The sequence below is a fragment of the Agrococcus beijingensis genome (genome assembly GCF_030758955.1).
In the GTDB taxonomy this organism is placed as follows: domain Bacteria; phylum Actinomycetota; class Actinomycetes; order Actinomycetales; family Microbacteriaceae; genus Agrococcus; species Agrococcus beijingensis.
Genome location: NZ_CP132360.1, coordinates 1,891,318 through 1,909,394 on the forward strand (window position 1 = coordinate 1,891,318; position 18,077 = coordinate 1,909,394).

Below are 18,077 nucleotides of genomic sequence, written 5' to 3' on the forward strand. Positions count from 1 at the left end.
CCTTCGAGGCGGGGCCGCTCTGGTCGCTCAGACGCTCAGATCGAGGTGACGTCGATCGGGATGCCGGGGCCGAACGTGGTCGACACGGTCGCCTTCTGCACGTAGCGGCCCTTCGACGACGACGGCTTGAGGCGCACGATCTCGTCGAGCGCAGCGGTGATGTTGTCACCGAGCTGCTCCTCCGAGAACGAGGCCTTGCCGACGATGAAGTGCACGTTGGCGTGCTTGTCGACGCGGAACTCGATGCGGCCGCCCTTGATGTCGGTCACAGCCTGCGCCACGTTGGGCGTGACGGTGCCGGTCTTCGGGTTCGGCATCAGGCCGCGCGGGCCGAGCACCTTGCCGAGACGGCCGACCTTGCCCATGAGCTCGGGGCTCGCGACGGCGGCGTCGAACTGGGTCCAGCCCGCGGCGACCTTCTCGATGAGGTCGTCGGAGCCGACCTCGTCGGCGCCGGCGGCGATGGCTGCCTCAGCGGCCGGGCCCTGCGCGAAGACGATGACGCGAGCGGTCTTGCCGGTGCCGTGAGGAAGAGAAACGGTACCGCGGACCATCTGGTCTGCCTTGCGCGGGTCGACGCCGAGCTTGAGCGCCACCTCGACGGTCGAGTCGGTCTTGGCCGACCCGGTCTCGCGAGCGAGCGCGACGGCCTCGAGGGCCGTGTAGGACTTGTCAGCGTCGATCTTCGCCGCTGCGGCCTTGTAGGCCTTGGACTTCTGTGCCATGTGGATCTCCTAGATCAGGGTTCGCGGTGCGCGCCTGGCCGGCGCTCCCACTGGTGAGCCCGAGGGCTCGGTCTGCGCAGAGCGCAGGATCGGGGGTCAGCCCTCGACCGTGATGCCCATGGAGCGGGCGGTGCCGGCAACGATCTTCGCAGCGCCTGCGAGGTCGTTGGCGTTGAGGTCGGGCAGCTTCTGCTGCGCGATCTCCTCGACCTGCGCCTGCGTCAGCTTGCCGACCTTCGTCGTGTGGGGCACGCCGGAGCCCTTCTTGACGCCTGCGGCCTTCTTGATGAGCTCTGCTGCCGGCGGGGTCTTGAGCACGAAGTCGAACGAGCGGTCCTCGTAGACAGTGATCTCGACCGGGATGACGTTGCCGCGCTGGTTCTCCGTCGCGGCGTTGTACGCCTTGCAGAACTCCATGATGTTGACGCCGTGCTGACCGAGCGCCGGACCGACCGGCGGTGCGGGGTTGGCGGCGCCGGCCTGGATCTGCAGCTTGATCAGACCCGTGACCTTCTTCTTGGGTGCCATGTCTCTTCCTTCTTGGTGTGTCGCGGACGCGGGCTCGCGTGTGGAGCCCGGGACCGCATCCAGCCCTCTGGGGGACTAGAGCTTGCTGACCTGACCGAAGCCGAGCTCGACCGGAGTCTCGCGCTCGAACAGGCTGACGAGCACGGTGAGCTTGCGGCTCGCCGGCTGGATCTCGCTGATCGTGCCGGGGAAGCCCGCGAACGAGCCCTCGGTGATCGTGATGGTCTCGCCGACCTCGAAGTCGACCTCGACGGTGAGCTGGCTCGGCTGCGACGCGGGCGTCGACTTCTGCTGCTCGGCCAGCTGCTCGTCGGCGATGGGCTTCAGCATCGTGAAGGCCTCGTCGAAGCGGAGCGGAGCGGGGTTGTGGGCGTTGCCGACGAAGCCGGTCACGCCGGGCGTGTGGCGGACGACCGACCAGGTGTCCTCGTCGAGCTCCATGCGGACGAGCACGTAGCCGGGCACGCGGACGCGGTTGACGCGCTTGGCCTGGCCGTTCTTCGTCTCGAGGACATCCTCGGTCGGGACCTGGATCTCGTAGATGCCGTCGACCTGCATGTTCTCGGCACGCGAGGCGATGTTGGCCTTGACCTTCTTCTCGTAGCCCGCGTAGGAGTGGATGACGTACCAGCGGCCGGGCTTCAGGCGCAGCTCGCGCTTGAACTCGTCATACGGGTCAGCCTCCGGCTCGGCCGGCTTCTCGTCGGCAGGGACGAGGTCGTCGAGCGCCTTGTTCAGCTCGATGTCGAGGTCGTTCACGTCAGACACAGTCCACCTTCTTGTTTCGTCGCAGCCGGGCTCAGACGAGGCCGAACAGCGGCAGATCGCCGAAGACCCAGCCGACCACGGAGCCGAACAGCAGGTCGAGACCTGACACCAGCAGCATCATGAACACGACGAACACCAGCACGACGAGCGTGTAGCGGATCAGCTCCTTGCGGGTCGGGGTGACGACCTTGCGGAGCTCGACCAGGACTTCCTTGAGGAAGGTCCACAGGCGCAGGAACGGGTTGCGAGACGCACCCTCGCGCGTGCGGGGTGCCTCCTCGATCGCGTTCTCAGCCACAGTGACCCTTCGGTTCCGTTCGACCCGGCAGATGCCGAGGCCTTCAGGCACCCTGGCGGGTGCCTCGAGCAGGGCGGACAGGACTCGAACCTGCAACCTGCGGTTTTGGAGACCGCTGCGCTACCAATTGCGCCACCGCCCTAGGCGGGTGGAAAGCCATGCGCGCCGGCCCCGTGCAGGGCATGCAACATCATGGCGGTTGTCAACCACCAAGGGAACAGCATACTTCGGCCTGGTGCCCGCTGTCCACTTGCGCCAGCGCGCCGCCGTATGCCGCGCTCCAAGGATACCGTGGGCGCGACCCGAGGAGGCGCCCATGAGCCAGTCCACCGCCGACCTGTACGACGAGCGCGGCGAGTCGCTGCAGTCGCTCGAGACGCCGCTGCTCGACCTCGGCGGGCGCGTGCGCTTCGCCGGCCCGGTGCGCACGATCCGCTGCCTGGGCGACAACGGGCTCGTGAAGGCGACGCTCGCCACGCCCGGCGACGGCGCGGTGCTGGTGGTCGACGGCGGCGGCTCGATGGCGAGCGCGCTGATGGGCGACATGATCGCGGCGTCGGCGGTCGCGAACGGCTGGGCGGGCGTCGTGATCCACGGCCCGGTGCGCGATCGGGCGGCGCTGGCGCAGCTGCCGCTGGGCGTCAAGGCGCTCGGCTCGAACCCGCGCAAGAGCGCGAAGGACGGCGTGGGAGAAGCGGATGCGCCGGTCGAGTTCGGCGGCGTCGTCTTCCGTCCCGGAGCCATGCTCTGGGCGGACGAGGACGGCGTGCTCGTGGAACGGCCCGCGCCCTAGGCTGGGAGCGTGAACCGCATCGCAGCGCGCATCGCCGCCATCAACGAGTCCGCGACCCTGAAGGTCGACGCGAAGGCCAAGGCCCTCAAGGCTGCAGGCGGCGACATCATCAGCTACGCCGCCGGCGAGCCCGACTTCGCGACGCCGCCGAACATCCTCGAGGCCGCGCAGCGCGCGCTCGCCGACCCCAAGAACTACCGCTACACGCCCGCTGCGGGACTTCCGGTGCTGCGCGAGGCGATCGCCGCGAAGACCGCCCGCGACAGCGGCTGGCAGGTCGAGCCCGGCCAGACGCTCGTCACCAACGGCGGCAAGCAGTCGGTCTACCAGGCGTTCCAGACGATCCTCGACCCGGGCGACGAGGTGCTGGTGCCGACGCCCTACTGGACGACCTACCCCGAGGCGATCGCGCTCACGGGCGCGAAGCAGGTCGACGTCTTCGCGGGCGCCGACCAGGGCTACCTGGTGACGGTCGACCAGCTCGAGGCCGCCCGCACCGAGCGCACCAAGGCGCTGCTCATGGTGAGCCCCTCGAACCCGACCGGCGCGGTCTACCCGGCCGACCACATCCGCCAGATCGGCGAGTGGGCCGAGGCCCACGGCCTGTGGGTCGTGAGCGACGAGATCTACCAGAACCTGACCTACGACGGCGAGCGCGCCCTGTCGATCGTCGAGGCGGTGCCGGCCCTCGCCGACCGCACGATCCTCGTCAACGGCGTCGCGAAGACCTACGCGATGACCGGCTGGCGGGTGGGCTGGATGGTCGGCCCGGCCGACGTGATCAAGGCCGCCGCCAACCTGCAGTCGCACCTGACCAGCAACGTCAACAACGTGGCGCAGCTCGGCGCGGTCGAGGCGCTCACCGGGCCGCAGGACGCGGTCGCCGAGATGCTCGCCGCCTTCGACCGGCGCCGGCAGACGATCGTCGCCGAGCTGTCGAGGATCCCCGGCTTCTCGGTGCCCACGCCCAAGGGCGCCTTCTACGTCTACGCGGATGTGTCGGGGCTGCTGGGCAAGGAGTGGGCCGGTGTCACGCCCACGTCGAGCCTCGAGCTCGCCGACCTCATGCTCGAGCAGGCCGAGGTCGCGGCGGTGCCCGGCGAGGCCTTCGGGCCGTCGGGCTACCTGCGCTTCTCGTACGCGCTCGGCGACGACGCGCTGCTCGAGGGTGCGCAGCGGCTGCAGCGGCTCTTCGCGGCCTGAGCCGCGCACGGCGGCGCTCTGCGGTCGGCCTCAGATGTGCTGGGCGTAGGCCTTGTAGCGCTCGAGCAGCAGCGGCCAGTCGCTGTGCTTGAGGCGGCCGGCCGCGTTCGAGTCGTTCCACCCCGAGTGCGTGAAGCGCACGCGCGTGCCGCCGTGGGGCAGGTCGTCGAACGTCAGCGTGACCTGCGACGCGTCGCCCTCGTGCGAGAGGCGGAACGTGTGCGCGAAGCGCTCGCCCGGCACCGCATCCGTCACCTCGCCCCAGACGACCTCGCGGCCGTCGCGGCCGACCTCGACGATGCGCGCGCCCACGTGCGGATCGACCTCGATGCGGTCGAGCCCGGCGCCGGTGGCCGTGTAGCCGGGGTGCCACCACTCCGAGAGGCCGTGCACGTAGGCGTCCCACGCGCGGGCTCTGCTGACCGCCACTTCGAGCTCGATCTCGATCGGTGCGGTGCTGCTGTCTGCTGCGTCGTCGCTCATGGAACCCCCGCTCTCGACTCTCTCACTCAAGCCTGAGAGGTTCAACCAGCCGGCCTCGGTCAGAGCGTGAGGCCCACCAGCACCGGCTCGGGCACCAGGTGCACGCCGAACTGGTTCTCGACGCGCGCCTGCACGAAGCGGGCGAGCTCGGCGACCTGCTCGCCGGTCGCGCCGCCGCGGTTGGTGAGCGCGAGCGTGTGCTTCGACGAGACCGCGGCCCGCGAGCCGGGCAGCGAGAAGCCGCGACCGATGCCGGAGTGCTCGATCAGCCAGGCCGCCGAGAGCTTCACCCGCGGCACGGGCCGCTCGAGCGAGGGCACCGCCATGCCGCCGTCTGGCGCGTCGGCGTCGAGCGGCAGCACGGTGGCCGACAGCTCGGGCGACATCGACCAGCGGGGCGCCTCCTCGGGCAGGCCCCTCGCGAAGCGGGCCGAGACGATGGGGTTCGTGAAGAACGAGCCGGCGCTCACCGAGTCGGGATCCTCCGAGAGCACCATGCCCTTCGAGCCGCGCAGCGCGAGCACCGAGGCGCGCACGTCGGCGAGCGGCACGCGCGTGCCGAGCTCGACGCCCAGCGCGCCCGCGAGCTGCTGGTAGGCGATCGGCTGCCCGCGGCCGTCGGCCGAGCGCCGCAGCCGCAGATCGACCGACAGCACGACGCCCTGCAGCAGGCCGCGCTTGATCGCCGAGTCGCGGTAGCCCAGGCGCAGCTCGGCGGCCGGCACGTGCCGCACCTCGAGCGTCTCCGACTCCAGCAGCTCGACGCCGACCAGGGTCGAGGCGACCTCCTGGCCGTACGCGCCGATGTTCTGGATCGGCGCGGCGCCCGTCGAGCCGGGGATGCCGCTGAGCGCCTCGATGCCCGCGAGGCCCTGCTCGACCGCGTGCGCGACCACCGCATCCCACGGCTCGCCCGCCTCGACGCGCAGCACGACGCTGTCGTCGGCGGGGGGCTCCTCCCCCGCCGGGCGGTGCGGCGGCTGCGCCGCGGGCAGGGTGCGGATGCCTCGGGTCGCGATCCGGAGCACGGTGCCCGGGAAGGGCTCCGACGAGGCGACCGTGTTGGAGCCGCCGCCGAGCAGCACGTGCGGCTCGTGATCGTCGGCGACCAGCGCGGCGAAGGCCTCGGCGACCGCATCGCGGGTGGTCGCTTCGACCCACGTCTCGACCTCGCCGCCCACGCGCATGGTGGTGGCGTCGGCGAGGGTGCGCACTGCGCTCATCGGTCGGTCGCGACGACGACCTGCGCCTTGCCGAGCACGGTCTGGTCGGCGAAGGTGACGGTGAGGTCGATGCGGGCGGTGCCCTCGTCGAGCTTGCCGACGGTGGCGACCACGTGCAGCGCGGCGCCGGACTCGGGGTCGACCACGACCGGGCGGGTGAAGCGCACCTGGTAGTCGAGCACGCGCGACGGGCCCGCCCAGTCGATCACCGGCTGCACGGCGGCGCCCATGGTGAGCATGCCGTGCGCGAGCACGCCGGGCAGCCCGACGGCTGCCGCCACGTCGTCGCGGTAGTGGATGGCGTTGAAGTCGCCGGAGGCGCCGGCGTAGCGCACCAGGCCCTCGCGGGTCAGGTGCAGGTCGCGCTCGGCGACCACCCGACCGACCTCGAGCTCGCCGAGCCCGTTCGCCGTCTCGCTCATGCTGCCTCCCCCGCCACCACGAGCGACGACGTGGCCGTGACCACGTGGGCGCCCGACGCATCCGTCACCTCGGTCTCGCACGTCACCATGTCGTTGCCGCCGAGCGAGCGCACGCGCGTCACCGTCAGCTGCGCCGTGAGCTCGTCGCCCGCCACGATGGGCCGCGAGGCGGTGAAGCGCTGGTCGCCGTGCACGATGCGCTCGAGCACGATGCCCGCGGTCGGGTCGTCGAGCAGCTGGTTCCAGGTGAGCTGCTGGATGACGATCGCGAACGTCGGCGGAGCGATCACGTCGGCGTGACCCGCGGCGCGCGCGGCCTCGACGTCGTGGTGCTCGGGGTGCGTCGCCTGCACGGCGCGCGCGAACTCGCGCACCTTCTCCCGTCCGACGAGGTAGGGGGCCGTGGGCGGGTACTGACGGCCCTGGATCTCGGGGTTCACTGGCACGCCAGCCAGTCTAGGCAGGCGTGCGCTCCTCCCACAGCGCGGCGACGTGCCGGCTGTCGGTGCCGCAGCATCCGCCGACGACCGCGAGGCCCGGCAGCTGTGCGCGCAGGGCGTCGTGGCCGCGCCGCAGCTCGTCGATGTCGCCGGCGTCGATGCTCGTCGCGTCGTCGAGCTCTGCGTGGCTCTTCGTCGAGGCGTTGTAGCGCACGCTCACCACCCGCTCGCGCCAGGCGCCGTCGTCGATGGCGTGCTGCACGTGCTGCGGATGCGCGCAGTTGATCATGTACTGGACGGTGTCGGTCTCGGCGTCCACCGTCTCGATCGCCTCACGCAGGGTCAGGCCGCTGCGGAGCCGCCCGTCGGTCTCGACGGTGAAGCCGATCACCGCCGGCAGGCCGTGGAAGAACGCGGCGTTGGCGATGCCGATCGCCTCGCCCGGGTCGGAGAGCGTGAAGGCGGTGACGAGATCGACGCCGCCCTCGGCCAGCGCCCCGATCTGCGGCTCGTGGTAGATGCGGGCCTCATCCGGGTCGATCTCGGGCATGTCGGCGTACGCGTCGTTGCGCGGCCCGATCGCACCGCTGATGAGCACCTCCGGCAGGTCGGCGTAGCGCTCGCGCAGCCCGTGCAGGTGTCGCACGGCCTGCACGTTGACGTCGTAGAGCGTGCGCCGGTCGTCGCCGAGCCGGGCTCCCCAGTCGGCGCTCGCGCGCCAGGTGGGCGTCTCGAGCAGCAGGCCGGTGCTGTGTCGGCGGGCGATCTCGGCGTAGCCGTCGTAGTACGCGTCGAGCATGGCCCGGCCGCGCTCGGTGCGCAGCAGCGGGTAGGCGGCGAACTCCCGCAGCTGCACGCCGTGGTTGAAGATCAGGTCGGTCTCGAGGCCGCCGTCGGTGACATACGGATGCGCTGCGGAGGGCCAGGCGCTGGTCGTGCGGTTGGGCACGACGTGGTGATGCGTCGATGGCTTCGTCGTCATGTTGACGGCGGTGCTGCGACGCGCGACGGTGGACATCGTCGTCCTCCTCGGATCGAGGGATGGGGCCGCTGGGGGGCCTCCTGGCGCGCAGGATACTCCGGTGCCGACACGTGCGAAAGGCCCGGTCGTGGAACCGGGCCACGGTGCCTACACGTGCGAAGGGCCCGGTCAAGACCGGGCCCTTCGAGGCGGTAGCGAGGGCGGGGTTCGAACCCGCGACCTCACGATTATGAGTCGTGCGCTCTCACCAACTGAGCTACCCCGCCAGAACGCTCACCCAAGCACGAAGCATCAAGCGAACGCGAGCCCCGGGCGAGGATTGAACTCGCGACCCCTTCCTTACCATGGAAGTGCTCTACCACTGAGCTACCGGGGCGAAGCCCTTGCAGGCAACCGGAAAATCATAGCACCGTCGCGCAGGCTCCCGCGAACCGCGGATCGCGCGCCGGGCCGCTGCCGACGCTCATTCCTCGTCGAGCGTGTCCTTGCTCCAGGCGGCCGTCAGCGTCGGGGCGGCCGGCTCGCCGTGCGCGAGCGCGGCATCCTGCGACGCGTTCTGGTCGAGCAGGTCGCGCTGCGCCCGCTCCTCGTCGCCGTCGGTCGTCGGCAGAGCGATGCCGGGCAGCTGCCATGCCGCGAACGACGGCCCCGAGCCGGTCAGCCGCAGGCCGCCCAGGCCGAACGCCGCGATGCCACCGTCGCCGAAGAGCGCCTCGGGCGGCCCGTCGATGGCGACCGCGCCCTCCTCGAGCACCACGTCGTAGAAGCCGCGCGCGGCGACGCACAGCACGCTCGACTCGACCGTCTCGCGCACCCAGACCAGCACCTCCTCGCCCACGTGCAGCCACCGCATCCCCCCGCCCCGCAGGGCGGGCTGAGCGGCCCGCAGCGCGAGCAGCTCGCGGTGCAGCGCGATCGTGTCGGCGTGGCTCTCGATGGTCGCCCACGGCATTGGCGTGCGGGAGTCCTCGCCGTTGACGCCCGTGAGCCCCAGCTCGTCGCCGGCCCAGACCACCGGGATGCCCGGCAGCGAGACCGCCATGCCGAGCGCCGCCGGCACGGCGCCCGGCAGCGCGTTGGTCGCGAACCGGGGGGTGTCGTGCGTGTCGAGCGCGTTCATGTTGTGCAGCCGCGTGCGCCACGGGATGCCCGCCACGAAGCGCTGGTGCTGCGCGTGCACGTCGACCCCCGTGTACGAGGGGATCACCGAGCGCGCCATGCCGAGACCGCCGAACGCGGCCGAGCCCGGCACCGACAGCCAGCCCCAGACAGGGCGCGTGAAGTTGGCGTACGTCATCGCGCCGTGCCAGGCGTCGCCCTGGAAGTCGTCGGTCGCGTCGTTGGTCGACTCGCCCAGCAGCAGCGTGTCGGGGTTGATGTCGATCATCGTGCGCCGGATGATCTGCCGTACCTCGGCGTTCAGGTCATCGCCCTCGTAGCGGCCCGTCATGTTGGCGACGTCGATGCGCCAGCCGTCGAAGGAGTAGGGCGGGCGCAGCCACTTGCCGACCACCGAGTCGGGGCCCTCGATGAAGCGGTCGCGCAGCTCCTGCGAGTTCCAGTTGAGCTTCGGCAGTGACGCGTGGCCGAGCCACGAGGCGTAGGTGCCGCCCTCGTGGAAGTAGTAGAAGTCGCGCTCGGGCGCCTGCTCGTCGGCCGCAGCGGCCAGGAACCAGTCGTGGGTGTCGCCGGTGTGGTTGCTGGTGAGGTCGCCCATCACCTTGAGCCCGCGCGCGTGGGCCGCCTCGACGAGCGAGACGAGCGCCTCGTCGCCGCCGAGCAGCGGATCGACCTCGTCGAAGGTGGATGCGTTGTACCGGTGGTTCGACGCCCCCGGGAAGACGGGGGTCAGGTAGAGCACCGTCGCGCCCAGGTCGACCAGGTGGTCGAGGTGCGCCTCGACGCCCGCCAGGTCGCCGCCGTAGAGCTGCTCGGAGACGCCCGGGCCGGAGCCGATGACGGGCTCGTCCCAGGCGACGGCCGTCGCCCACTCGGGCGTCGCGTGCTGCGCCGCCTGCTCTGAGCGCGCGAACCGGTCGGGGAACACCTGGTAGAGCACCGCATCCGTCGCCCATGCCGGCGGCGCCGGGTGCGCGACGAGCGCGAAGTCGGCGTCGTCGCGGGTCTCGATGCGGTGCACGCCCTCCTGGTTGATCCAGTCGGTCTGGCCCGACTGCCAGTGCACCAGCCAGCGATACCGGTGCACGGGGTTCGCGACCCGGATCTCGGCCTCCCACCAGTGGAAAGAGCCGACGGTGCCGACATGCACCGCCTTGTTGAAGAACGGCTCCCGGTCGGGGCACGAGCGCACGAGCACCTCGAGCGGCTCGTCGTTCGAGACGGGGATGCGCAGGCGCACCGTGACGATGTCGCCCAGCTCGGGCGTCAGGGTCGAGACGTGGAGGGCGGAGCCGTCGTGGTGGGGCTGGAGCACGCGACCACGCTAGGGCATGCGCCGGCCCTCCCGGCACCGCGTCGGCCAGGCGCGCGCGGCATCGGGAGGGCCGGGCCGGGTCAGTGCTCCGAGGCCTTCTCGGCGCCGGCGCCCGTGAACGAGCGCACCTCCATCTCGGCCTGCTTCACCGCGTGGTCCGGCGACGGCTTCGTCACCAGGGTGCCGATGATGCCGAGCAGGAACGCCAGGGGGATCGACACGATGCCGGGGTTCGACAGCGGGAAGATCGCGAAGTCGGCGTCGGGGAACATCGACTTCGGCCCGCCCGAGACGGCGGGCGACAGGACGATCAGCAGCACGCACGAGATGAGCCCGCCGTACATCGACCAGAGCGCACCGCCGGTGTTGAACCTGCGCCAGAACAGCGAGTACAGGATCGTCGGCAGGTTGGCGCTGGCCGCGACGGCGAACGCGAGCGCCACCAGGAAGGCGACGTTCTGGTTCTGCGCGACGATGCCGCCGACGATCGCGATCAGGCCGATCACGATCACGGTGAGCTTCGCGACCTTCACCTCGGCACCCGGCGCGGCGTCGCCGCGCTTGATGATGGATGCGTAGATGTCGTGCGCGAACGACGTCGCGGCCGTGATCGCGAGGCCTGCGACGACCGCGAGGATCGTCGCGAACGCGACGGCCGAGATGATCGCCATCAGCACCGGACCGCCGAGCGCGAGCGCCAGCAGCGGTGCCGCGGAGTTCTCGCCGCCGGGTGCTGCGGTGATGGTCTCGGGGCCGACGAGGGCGCCGGCAGCGAAGCCGAGCACGAGCGTGAACAGGTAGAAGATGCCGATCAGCCAGATCGCCCAGACGACGCTGCGTCGGGCCTCCTTGGCGGAGGGCACCGTGTAGAAGCGCATGAGCACGTGCGGCAGGCCGGCTGTGCCGAGCACGAGCGCGAGGCCCAGCGACAGGAAGTCGACCGGGTTCGTGTACTTCAGCCCGGGTGCCAGGATCGCCTCGCCCTGCGGCGACGCCTCGACCGCGCGCGCGAGCAGCGCGTTGAAGTCGAAGCCGACCATGACCATCACGATCACCGTCATGATGCCGGCGCCGGCGATCAGCAGCACAGCTTTGATGATCTGCACCCAGGTGGTGCCCTTCATGCCGCCGACGATCACGTAGACGATCATCAGCACGCCGACGACGGCGATCGTGATCGACGTCGCGAGCGGCCCGCTGAAGCCCATCAGCAGCGCGACGAGGCCGCCGGCACCGGCCATCTGCGCCACCAGGTAGAAGAAGCACACGGCGAGCGTCGCGAGCGCGGCGGCCATGCGGACCGGCCGCTGCTTGAGCCGGAAGCTCAGCACGTCGGCCATCGTGAACCGGCCGGTGTTGCGCAGCAGCTCGGCGACGAGCAGCAGCGCGACCAGCCAGGCGACCAGGAAGCCGATCGAGTAGAGGAAGCCGTCGTAGCCGGCCACGGCGACCGCGCCGCAGATGCCGAGGAAGCTGGCGGCCGACAGGTAGTCGCCCGCGATCGCGACGCCGTTCTGGCGGCCCGAGAACGAGCGGCCGGCGGCGTAGAACTCGTTCTCGGTGGCCTTCTGACGCGAGACGCGGATGACGATGAACAGGGTGACCGCGACGAACAGGCCGAACACGATCATGTTGATGACGGGATTGATCTCGGGCATCAGGCGCTCCCGACCTTGACGACCTGCTCCATCTCGTGCCGCAGCGGCTCTGCCTGGCGGTCGTAGACGCGGTTCGCCCAGCGGCTGTAGAGCATCGTGATCGCGAAAGTGGTCACGAACTGGCCGAGCCCGAACAGCAGGCCGATGTTGATGTAGCTGTCGCCGACGCGGGTGGCGAAGAAGTCGGGCGCGAAACCGGCGATCAGCACGTAGGCGAGGTACCAGGCGAGGAAGATCGCCGCAGCCGGCACGATGAAGCGCATGAAGGTGCGCCGGAGGTGCTGGAACTCGGGCGAGGCCTGCATGGCCACGCTCCGTTCGGCGATCGGATCGTCATGCTCGGCCATGGGAACGCTCCATCTCTCGGGCGCAACGCTGCACCCGCTGCATCTTCGCAGTCGGGGCAGACTATCCGCTGCCGGAGCGTCGGCTCAAGCGACGCTCAGAGATCCTGCGAGCGGAAGTCAGAGATCGCGCATCGACTCGGTGGGCTCCGGGCCCTTGAACCGCACGATGTTGACGATGGCGGCGGCGAGGCCGCCCCACAGCACGACCATGCTCACGACCATCAGCACCACGGCATCCGCGGTCATCGGATCACCTCCTCGTCGTGCGTCGGCGCTTCGAGCGGCGTCGACGCCTTCCACTTCGGGATCGCGAGCAGGATGCCCGCGAGCAGCGCGGCGGCGGCGATCCCCCACCCGAACACCGCGAGCATCCAGGGCGCGTACCCGCCGTAGGGCACGGTCACCGCGTCGATCACCTCGAGCACCAGCATGAAGGCGACGAGCACGGGGGTGATGAACAGCACGAGCGCCACCCACCAGCGCCCCAGCCGGATCGAGCCGTAGCGACTCATGTGCTCGGCGAACCAGGGCACGCGGCGGATGCCCCAGCCGACCGCGAGCATCGCCACCAGCGCGACGAGCAGGATGCCGAAGCGGTTGATGAAGTAGTCGGAGATGTCGAGCACCGTGAGTCCGCTCGTGGTCGAGAAGAGCAGGATGCTGACGAGCGCGATCGGCACGGTCACGACGAGCGTCGCGGCGACCCGGCCGAGCTCGAGCTTGTCGCGCACCGCCGAGATGACGACCTCCATGATGCTGACGAGCGACGTGAACCCGGCGAGCACGAGCGAGGTGAAGAACAGCACGCCCAGCAGCGTGCCGAGCGGCGCCTCGGAGATGATCGCGGGGAAGGCGACGAACGCCAGGCCGATGCCCTGCGCGACCACCTCGTCGACCGGCACCGCCGATGCCTGAGCGAGGAACCCGAGCGCCGAGAACACGCCGATGCCGCAGAGCAGCTCGAAGCCGGAGTTCGCGAACCCGACCACGAACGCCGAACCGGTCATGTCGATCTTGCGCCCGACGTAGGAGGCGTAGGTGATCATGATGCCGAAGCCGACCGACAGCGAGAAGAAGATCTGCCCGAAGGCGCTGGCCCACACCGCAGGGTCGAGCAGCGCCACCCAGTTGGGCTGGAAGAGCGTCTGGAGGCCGTCGATCGCACCGGGCAGCGAGAGCGCCTGCACCACGAGCGCGCCGAAGGCGATCAGCAGCACGGGGATGAAGATGACGGATGTCGCCCCCACGCCGTTCTGGACGCCCAGCGCCATCACGACGATCAGCAGCAGCCAGACGATCAGCATGGTGATCAGCACCGCGGGCACGAAGTCGAGCGTGATCGACGTCGACTGCGAGCGCAGGAAGTCCTCGAAGAAGAACGTCTCCGGGTCGTCGCCCCACGCCTGGGTGAAGGAGAAGCCCACGTACTGCGCCGACCAGGCGAGGATCGCCGCGTAGTAGACGGCGATGACGACGCAGATGGCGACCTGCCACCAGCCGATGAACTCGAGCCGACGCGACAGGCGGGCGAACGACAGCGGCGCGGAGCCGCGCTGCGAGTGCCCGATGGCATAGTCGAGCAGCAGCAGCGGGATGCCCGCGACGAGCAGCGCGACGAGGTACGGCAGGATGAACGCGCCGCCGCCGCCCTCGTAGGCGACGTAGGGGAACCGCCAGATGTTGCCGAGCCCGACGGCCGAGCCGATGGCCGCCATGATGAAGACGGTCTTGTTCGAGAATCGACCGCGATCGATCGGTGCCTTGGTGACGGTCATCGCGCGCCTGCCGAGCGGCGCTTCGCTGCACTGTGGGACATGCCGCCACCTTGCCACAGGACGGCGCCGGGGGCGCTCCCCTACTTGACCGCGCCGGCGGTCAGGCCACCGACGATGTATTTCTGCAGCCAGAGGAACAGCACCATCACGGGGATGGCGGCGAGCACCGCGCCGGCGGCGAACAGCGGGAAGTTGGCGTTGTTCTCGTCGGAGATGAGCCGGTAGAGGCCCACGGCCAGCGTCAGCTTCTCGGGGCTCTGGAGGATGACCGAGGCGATCAGGAACTCGCTCGCGGTGCCGATGAAGGAGAGCAGCCCGACGACCGCGAGGATCGGCGCGACCAGGCGCAGGATGATCGTGAAGAAGATGCGCGCGTGGCCGGCGCCGTCGATCTTCGCTGCCTCGTCGATCGAGGCGGGCACCGTGTTGAAGAAGCCGTACATCAGGTAGGTGTTCACGCCGAGCGCGCCGCCGAGGTAGACCAGGATCAGGCCGATCTGACTGTCGAGGCCGATCGCCGGGAAGACGTCGGAGATGCCGCGCATGAGGATGTAGATCGCGACGATCGCGAGCATCTGCGGGAACATCTGCACCAGCACGAGGCTCAGGAGGCCCGCGCGGCGACCGGTGAAGCGCATGCGGCTGAAGGAGTAGGCGGCGAGCGCGCCGAGGAACACCGTGGCGAGCGACGTGACGATGCCGACCAGCATCGTGTTGGCGAACCAGGCGCCGTATGGCCGGTTGGGATCGGTGAACAGCGTGACGTAGTTGTCGAAGGCGATGGTGCGGAAGAGCACGTTCGAGCCCGTCAGCGAGCCGCTCGGGTTGAGCGACGCGCTCAGCACGTAGAGCAGCGGGAAGATCGCGAACAGGCCCACCGCGATGCCGACGAGGTGGCGCCAGCCGAGCTCGCGCAGCCACTTGCGGAAGCTCATCCTGGGCTGCGGAGCGGGCCGGCGCTCGTCGCGCTGCAGGCCGGCGGCGATGGGTTCGATCTCGATGCTCATCAGTTCAGCTCCTCGAGGGCCTTCGTCTGCCGGAACGCGATCGTCGAGATGGTCGCGATGATGATGAAGATGATGATGGCGAGCGCCGAGGCGAGGCCGTACTCTCGCCCGGTGCCGGCCTCGAAGGCGGTCTTGTAGACGAGCGTGATCAGCAGGTCGGTGTGGCCCACGTTCTCGCTGACGCCGAGGATGCGCGGCCCGCCGCCGGTGAGCAGGTAGATCGTGTTGAAGTTGTTGAAGTTGAAGGCGAACGACGCGATCAGCAGCGGCGCGGTCGACACCAGCAGCAGCGGGAACTTGATGCGCTGGAACACCTGCCAGCCGTTGGCGCCGTCGACGGTCGCCGCCTCGGTGAGCTCTTCTGGGATCGACTGCAGGGCGCCCAGGCACACCAGGAACATGTAGGGGAAGCCGAGCCAGACGTTGACGATCAGCACCGAGAGCTTCGCCAGCCACGGATCCGACAGCCAGGGGATGTCCGCGGAGCCGAACAGCACCTCGTTGATGAAGCCGAACTGCGTGTTGTACAGGCCGAGCCAGACCAGCGCCGCGAGGAACGACGGGAAGGCGTAGGGCAGGATCATCACGATGCGGTAGATCTTGCGCGAGCGCATGCGCGCGTCGTTGAAGGTGATCGCCAGGAACAGGCCGAGCACGAAGCACAGGGCGACCGACAGGATCGCGAACGCGAAGGTCCAGACCAGCACCCCCAGCAGCGCAGAGCCATAGCGCTGCTCCTGGAAGGGCTTCAGGAAGTTGTCGAAGCCGACGAAGATCTGCCAGCCGGTGCCCAGCACCTCGCCGTCCGTGGTCTCGAACTGCCCGTTGCCCAGGTCCTGGTAGACGACGCCGTTGACCGTGTCGGTCATGGTGTCGGCCGCCTCGTCGTAGACGAACGTCGACTGGAACTGATAGCCGAGCCTCGCATCCGTCGTGCGCAGGAAGCCGTCGTCGAGGTCGTCGCTGAAGGGCACCTGCAGGTCGGCGATCTCGCGCTGGCGCTGCAGCAGCTGATCGAGCGCGAGCGCCGTCCAGCCCTCGGCCGCGACCGCCACGTCGTCGTTGAGCGTGACCGCGCTGGGGTCGAGCGGCGCCAGCGGCTGCTCGGCGCTGCCCACCAGCACCTCGCCGTCGGGCGCGGTCGCCAGCAGGCCGAGGCCCTCGAAGCCCTCGACCACGGTGACGCGGTAGGCGGGCGATCCCTCGACGCGCACCGTGTTCTGGAGCACGACGGCGGCGATCGCATCCTCCTTGTCGGAGTTGTGCCCGTCGCCGTAGTTCGTGAACGCGATGAAGAGCGTGTAGACGATGACGAAGACCTGGAAGATCGCCAGGAAGATGAGGCCCGGGGTCAGGTACTTCCCGGGCAGCAGGCCCGGGCTCAGGTAGACCCAGTTGACGATGACCGTGCCGACGGCGAGCACGCCGAGCACGATCCAGTTCTCCTGGAAGAACAGCACCGTCGCCGCGAACACCGCGATGGCGTCGACCACCGCGAGCAGGGCGATCTTGATGAGCGTGGAACGCACGCTGGTCGGCTGCATGGCGAGGCTTCGCTTGCGCCGCGCGGCGGGGGCTGGGGACGTCGTCGTCACGGGCTGCTCCGGTCGGGATGCGATGGATGTGGGCGAGACGGCGACGCCGACCGCTGGTCGATCAGCCGCCGATCGTGGCCTGGATCTTCGCCGCCATGTCGGTCCACAGCGTCGCGGGGTCGCCCTGGCCGGTGATGATCTGGATCTCCGTGGTGCCCCAGTCGCCCCACACGGCGTCCATCGCGGGAATGTTCGGCATCGGGACGCCGTTCGCGCCCACCTCGCCGAACGCGGCAACATCCTCGTTCGACTGCGCCGCCTCGAAGGCCGCCGTCAGTGCCGGTGCGCGCTGGCCGCCCTCGTAGATGGCCGTCTGCGCCTCCTCGCTGGCGACGTACTCGGTGAGGAACTGCGTCGCGACGATGGGGTTCGGCGCGAATGCCGAGAGCATGAAGCCCTGCACGCCGACGAACGGCGTTGCGGGCAGGTCGCCCGGAGCCGGGATCTCGGAGATCGCGTAGTCGATGCCGGCCTCCTGGAAGGTCGCCAGGTTCCACGGACCGGTGATCGTGTACGGGCTGGCGCCGGCGGCGAACTGCTCCTTGGCGATGTCGCCCGAGATGTTCTCGTTGATGATGTCGGCGGCACCCCACTCGGCGAGCGCCTGCGCGAACTGCACGTTGCCCTCGTTGCCGATCTGCAGGTCGTCGGCGTTGTAGGAGCCGTCGTCGTTCTGACCGAACAGCGGGCCGCCGAACGAGGCCTGCAGCGGGAACAGGTGGTACGGGTCGGAGTTGTTCGGGTCGATGCCGACGAGCACGGGGAACTGCGCGGTGCCGGCCGCGACGGCGGCCTGACCGTTCGCGATCATGTCGTCCCAGCTGGCGGGCGCGTCGGGCGCGAGCGCCGTGTTGCGCACCAGCGCGATGTTCTCGACCGACGCGGGCACGCCGTAGACGGCACCCTCGTACGTCATGGCCTGGATCGAGACCTCCTGGAAGTCCGCGGCCGCGTCGCCCAGCTCGATCGGCGCCACGACGCCGTTCTGCACGAGCTTGCCGATCCAGTCGTGCGCGCCGACGACGACGTCGGGACCCTCGCCGGATGCCGCCTGGGTGGTCAGGTCGTCGCGGATCGAGCCGAACTCCTTGATGACGATCTCGACCGTCGTGCCGGTCTCCTCCTCGAACGTGCCGATGACGCCCTCGAGCGCCTCTGCCCGGTTCTCGTCCATCCAGATCACGAGGTTGCCGCCGCCCTCCGGGGCAGCTGCAGACGACTCGGCGGGGGCGGGGGTGCCGCCCCCTGCGCATGCGGCGAGCGTCAGCGCGAGCGCACCGACTCCCGCGATCTTCATGAGGCTGCTGTGCTTCATGGTGCCTTCCTTCAGCTGTCGGGGCTGCCACACCGACGGCCATCGTCGGCAGTGCCCGGCTCATGGTGACCGACGCCGAGA

The 18,077-nt window shown here is 69.9% G+C and carries 19 protein-coding genes and 3 tRNA genes; 2 read left to right on the plus strand and 20 right to left on the minus strand.

The window, feature by feature from the left end; translation table 11 throughout:
• Window positions 1-35: 35 nt before the first annotated feature.
• The 5 genes from rplA to Q9250_RS09120 form a co-directional block, all read right to left on the minus strand.
• Window positions 36-725, minus strand: a complete 690-nt coding sequence (gene rplA, locus Q9250_RS09100; protein WP_306231556.1) for a 50S ribosomal protein L1 — start codon at window positions 723-725, stop codon at window positions 36-38.
• A 96-nt stretch (window positions 726-821) separates the two neighbouring features.
• Window positions 822-1,253 carry a 50S ribosomal protein L11 gene (gene rplK, locus Q9250_RS09105; RefSeq protein WP_306231557.1) on the minus strand — a complete coding sequence of 144 codons (432 nt, stop codon included), beginning with the start codon at window positions 1,251-1,253 and terminating at the stop codon, window positions 822-824.
• A 75-nt stretch (window positions 1,254-1,328) separates the two neighbouring features.
• Complete coding sequence (gene nusG / locus Q9250_RS09110; RefSeq protein ID WP_422665103.1) at window positions 1,329-2,078, minus strand: transcription termination/antitermination protein NusG; 750 nt, start codon at window positions 2,076-2,078, stop codon at window positions 1,329-1,331.
• Complete coding sequence (gene secE / locus Q9250_RS09115) at window positions 2,053-2,256, minus strand: preprotein translocase subunit SecE (RefSeq protein ID WP_422665104.1); 204 nt, start codon at window positions 2,254-2,256, stop codon at window positions 2,053-2,055. Before secE ends, nusG begins: the two co-directional genes overlap by 26 nt.
• 132 nt (window positions 2,257-2,388) lie before the next feature.
• A tRNA-Trp gene (locus Q9250_RS09120) sits at window positions 2,389-2,461 on the minus strand.
• 174 nt (window positions 2,462-2,635) lie between these two features.
• On the opposite strand from Q9250_RS09120, the gene rraA reads away from it, so the two are divergent.
• Window positions 2,636-3,112 (plus strand): ribonuclease E activity regulator RraA, encoded by a 477-nt coding sequence (gene rraA, locus Q9250_RS09125; protein ID WP_306231559.1) that lies wholly within the window; start codon window positions 2,636-2,638, stop codon window positions 3,110-3,112.
• A gap of 9 nt (window positions 3,113-3,121) precedes the next feature.
• Entirely contained in the window at window positions 3,122-4,315 is a 1,194-nt protein-coding gene (locus Q9250_RS09130) for a pyridoxal phosphate-dependent aminotransferase (protein WP_306231560.1), read from the plus strand.
• 30 nt (window positions 4,316-4,345) lie between these two features.
• Here the strand turns inward: Q9250_RS09130 and Q9250_RS09135 are convergent, their stop codons facing one another.
• The 15 genes from Q9250_RS09135 to Q9250_RS09205 form a co-directional block, all read right to left on the minus strand.
• Window positions 4,346-4,798, minus strand: coding sequence for an SRPBCC domain-containing protein (locus tag Q9250_RS09135; RefSeq protein ID WP_306231561.1), 453 nt, complete (start codon window positions 4,796-4,798; stop codon window positions 4,346-4,348).
• 59 nt (window positions 4,799-4,857) lie between these two features.
• Window positions 4,858-6,021 (minus strand): UDP-N-acetylmuramate dehydrogenase, encoded by a 1,164-nt coding sequence (locus Q9250_RS09140; protein ID WP_306231562.1) that lies wholly within the window; start codon window positions 6,019-6,021, stop codon window positions 4,858-4,860.
• Window positions 6,018-6,443 carry a MaoC/PaaZ C-terminal domain-containing protein gene (locus tag Q9250_RS09145; RefSeq protein ID WP_306231563.1) on the minus strand — a complete coding sequence of 142 codons (426 nt, stop codon included), beginning with the start codon at window positions 6,441-6,443 and terminating at the stop codon, window positions 6,018-6,020. The genes Q9250_RS09140 and Q9250_RS09145 overlap by 4 nt, the downstream gene beginning before the upstream one ends.
• Window positions 6,440-6,889 carry a MaoC family dehydratase N-terminal domain-containing protein gene (locus Q9250_RS09150; RefSeq protein ID WP_306231564.1) on the minus strand — a complete coding sequence of 150 codons (450 nt, stop codon included), beginning with the start codon at window positions 6,887-6,889 and terminating at the stop codon, window positions 6,440-6,442. The genes Q9250_RS09145 and Q9250_RS09150 overlap by 4 nt, the downstream gene beginning before the upstream one ends.
• Window positions 6,890-6,899: 10 nt before the next feature.
• Window positions 6,900-7,901, minus strand: a complete 1,002-nt coding sequence (locus Q9250_RS09155) for a homocysteine S-methyltransferase family protein (RefSeq protein ID WP_306231565.1) — start codon at window positions 7,899-7,901, stop codon at window positions 6,900-6,902.
• 156 nt (window positions 7,902-8,057) lie between these two features.
• Window positions 8,058-8,131: transfer RNA gene (locus Q9250_RS09160), tRNA-Met, on the minus strand.
• A gap of 38 nt (window positions 8,132-8,169) precedes the next feature.
• A tRNA-Thr gene (locus Q9250_RS09165) sits at window positions 8,170-8,241 on the minus strand.
• A gap of 87 nt (window positions 8,242-8,328) precedes the next feature.
• Window positions 8,329-10,299, minus strand: coding sequence for a glycoside hydrolase family 13 protein (locus Q9250_RS09170; RefSeq protein ID WP_306231566.1), 1,971 nt, complete (start codon window positions 10,297-10,299; stop codon window positions 8,329-8,331).
• Window positions 10,300-10,379: 80 nt separating this feature from the next.
• Window positions 10,380-11,957, minus strand: coding sequence for a solute symporter family protein (locus tag Q9250_RS09175; protein WP_306231567.1), 1,578 nt, complete (start codon window positions 11,955-11,957; stop codon window positions 10,380-10,382).
• Entirely contained in the window at window positions 11,957-12,304 is a 348-nt protein-coding gene (locus tag Q9250_RS09180; RefSeq protein WP_306231568.1) for a DUF485 domain-containing protein, read from the minus strand. Before Q9250_RS09180 ends, Q9250_RS09175 begins: the two co-directional genes overlap by 1 nt.
• 117 nt (window positions 12,305-12,421) lie before the next feature.
• Window positions 12,422-12,550 carry a methionine/alanine import family NSS transporter small subunit gene (locus Q9250_RS09185; protein ID WP_306231569.1) on the minus strand — a complete coding sequence of 43 codons (129 nt, stop codon included), beginning with the start codon at window positions 12,548-12,550 and terminating at the stop codon, window positions 12,422-12,424.
• On the minus strand, window positions 12,547-14,079 hold the full coding sequence (locus Q9250_RS09190) for a sodium-dependent transporter (protein WP_306231570.1): 1,533 nt from the start codon (window positions 14,077-14,079) through the stop codon (window positions 12,547-12,549). The genes Q9250_RS09185 and Q9250_RS09190 overlap by 4 nt, the downstream gene beginning before the upstream one ends.
• 80 nt (window positions 14,080-14,159) lie before the next feature.
• Window positions 14,160-15,086, minus strand: coding sequence for a sugar ABC transporter permease (locus tag Q9250_RS09195; protein ID WP_422665034.1), 927 nt, complete (start codon window positions 15,084-15,086; stop codon window positions 14,160-14,162).
• Complete coding sequence (locus Q9250_RS09200) at window positions 15,086-16,630, minus strand: ABC transporter permease subunit (protein ID WP_422665035.1); 1,545 nt, start codon at window positions 16,628-16,630, stop codon at window positions 15,086-15,088. Before Q9250_RS09200 ends, Q9250_RS09195 begins: the two co-directional genes overlap by 1 nt.
• Before the next feature lie 112 nt (window positions 16,631-16,742).
• Entirely contained in the window at window positions 16,743-17,996 is a 1,254-nt protein-coding gene (locus Q9250_RS09205) for a sugar ABC transporter substrate-binding protein (protein ID WP_306231572.1), read from the minus strand.
• Window positions 17,997-18,077: the final 81 nt, after the last annotated feature.

What these genes read in the sequence shown, in the direction of transcription:
- rplA (WP_306231556.1), bottom strand. Translation starts at nt 725, where the DNA reads ATGGCACAGAAGTCCAAGGCCTACAAGGCCGCAGCGGCGAAGATCGAC.
- rplK (WP_306231557.1), bottom strand. Translation starts at nt 1,253, where the DNA reads ATGGCACCCAAGAAGAAGGTCACGGGTCTGATCAAGCTGCAGATCCAG.
- rraA (WP_306231559.1), top strand. Translation starts at nt 2,636, where the DNA reads ATGAGCCAGTCCACCGCCGACCTGTACGACGAGCGCGGCGAGTCGCTG.
- Q9250_RS09135 (WP_306231561.1), bottom strand. Translation starts at nt 4,798, where the DNA reads ATGAGCGACGACGCAGCAGACAGCAGCACCGCACCGATCGAGATCGAG.
- Q9250_RS09140 (WP_306231562.1), bottom strand. Translation starts at nt 6,021, where the DNA reads ATGAGCGCAGTGCGCACCCTCGCCGACGCCACCACCATGCGCGTGGGC.
- Q9250_RS09145 (WP_306231563.1), bottom strand. Translation starts at nt 6,443, where the DNA reads ATGAGCGAGACGGCGAACGGGCTCGGCGAGCTCGAGGTCGGTCGGGTG.
- Q9250_RS09155 (WP_306231565.1), bottom strand. Translation starts at nt 7,901, where the DNA reads ATGTCCACCGTCGCGCGTCGCAGCACCGCCGTCAACATGACGACGAAG.
- Q9250_RS09175 (WP_306231567.1), bottom strand. Translation starts at nt 11,957, where the DNA reads ATGCCCGAGATCAATCCCGTCATCAACATGATCGTGTTCGGCCTGTTC.
- Q9250_RS09180 (WP_306231568.1), bottom strand. Translation starts at nt 12,304, where the DNA reads ATGGCCGAGCATGACGATCCGATCGCCGAACGGAGCGTGGCCATGCAG.
- Q9250_RS09185 (WP_306231569.1), bottom strand. Translation starts at nt 12,550, where the DNA reads ATGACCGCGGATGCCGTGGTGCTGATGGTCGTGAGCATGGTCGTGCTG.
- Q9250_RS09190 (WP_306231570.1), bottom strand. Translation starts at nt 14,079, where the DNA reads ATGACCGTCACCAAGGCACCGATCGATCGCGGTCGATTCTCGAACAAG.
- Q9250_RS09195 (WP_422665034.1), bottom strand. Translation starts at nt 15,086, where the DNA reads ATGAGCATCGAGATCGAACCCATCGCCGCCGGCCTGCAGCGCGACGAG.
- Q9250_RS09200 (WP_422665035.1), bottom strand. Translation starts at nt 16,630, where the DNA reads ATGCAGCCGACCAGCGTGCGTTCCACGCTCATCAAGATCGCCCTGCTC.
- Q9250_RS09205 (WP_306231572.1), bottom strand. Translation starts at nt 17,996, where the DNA reads ATGAAGCACAGCAGCCTCATGAAGATCGCGGGAGTCGGTGCGCTCGCG.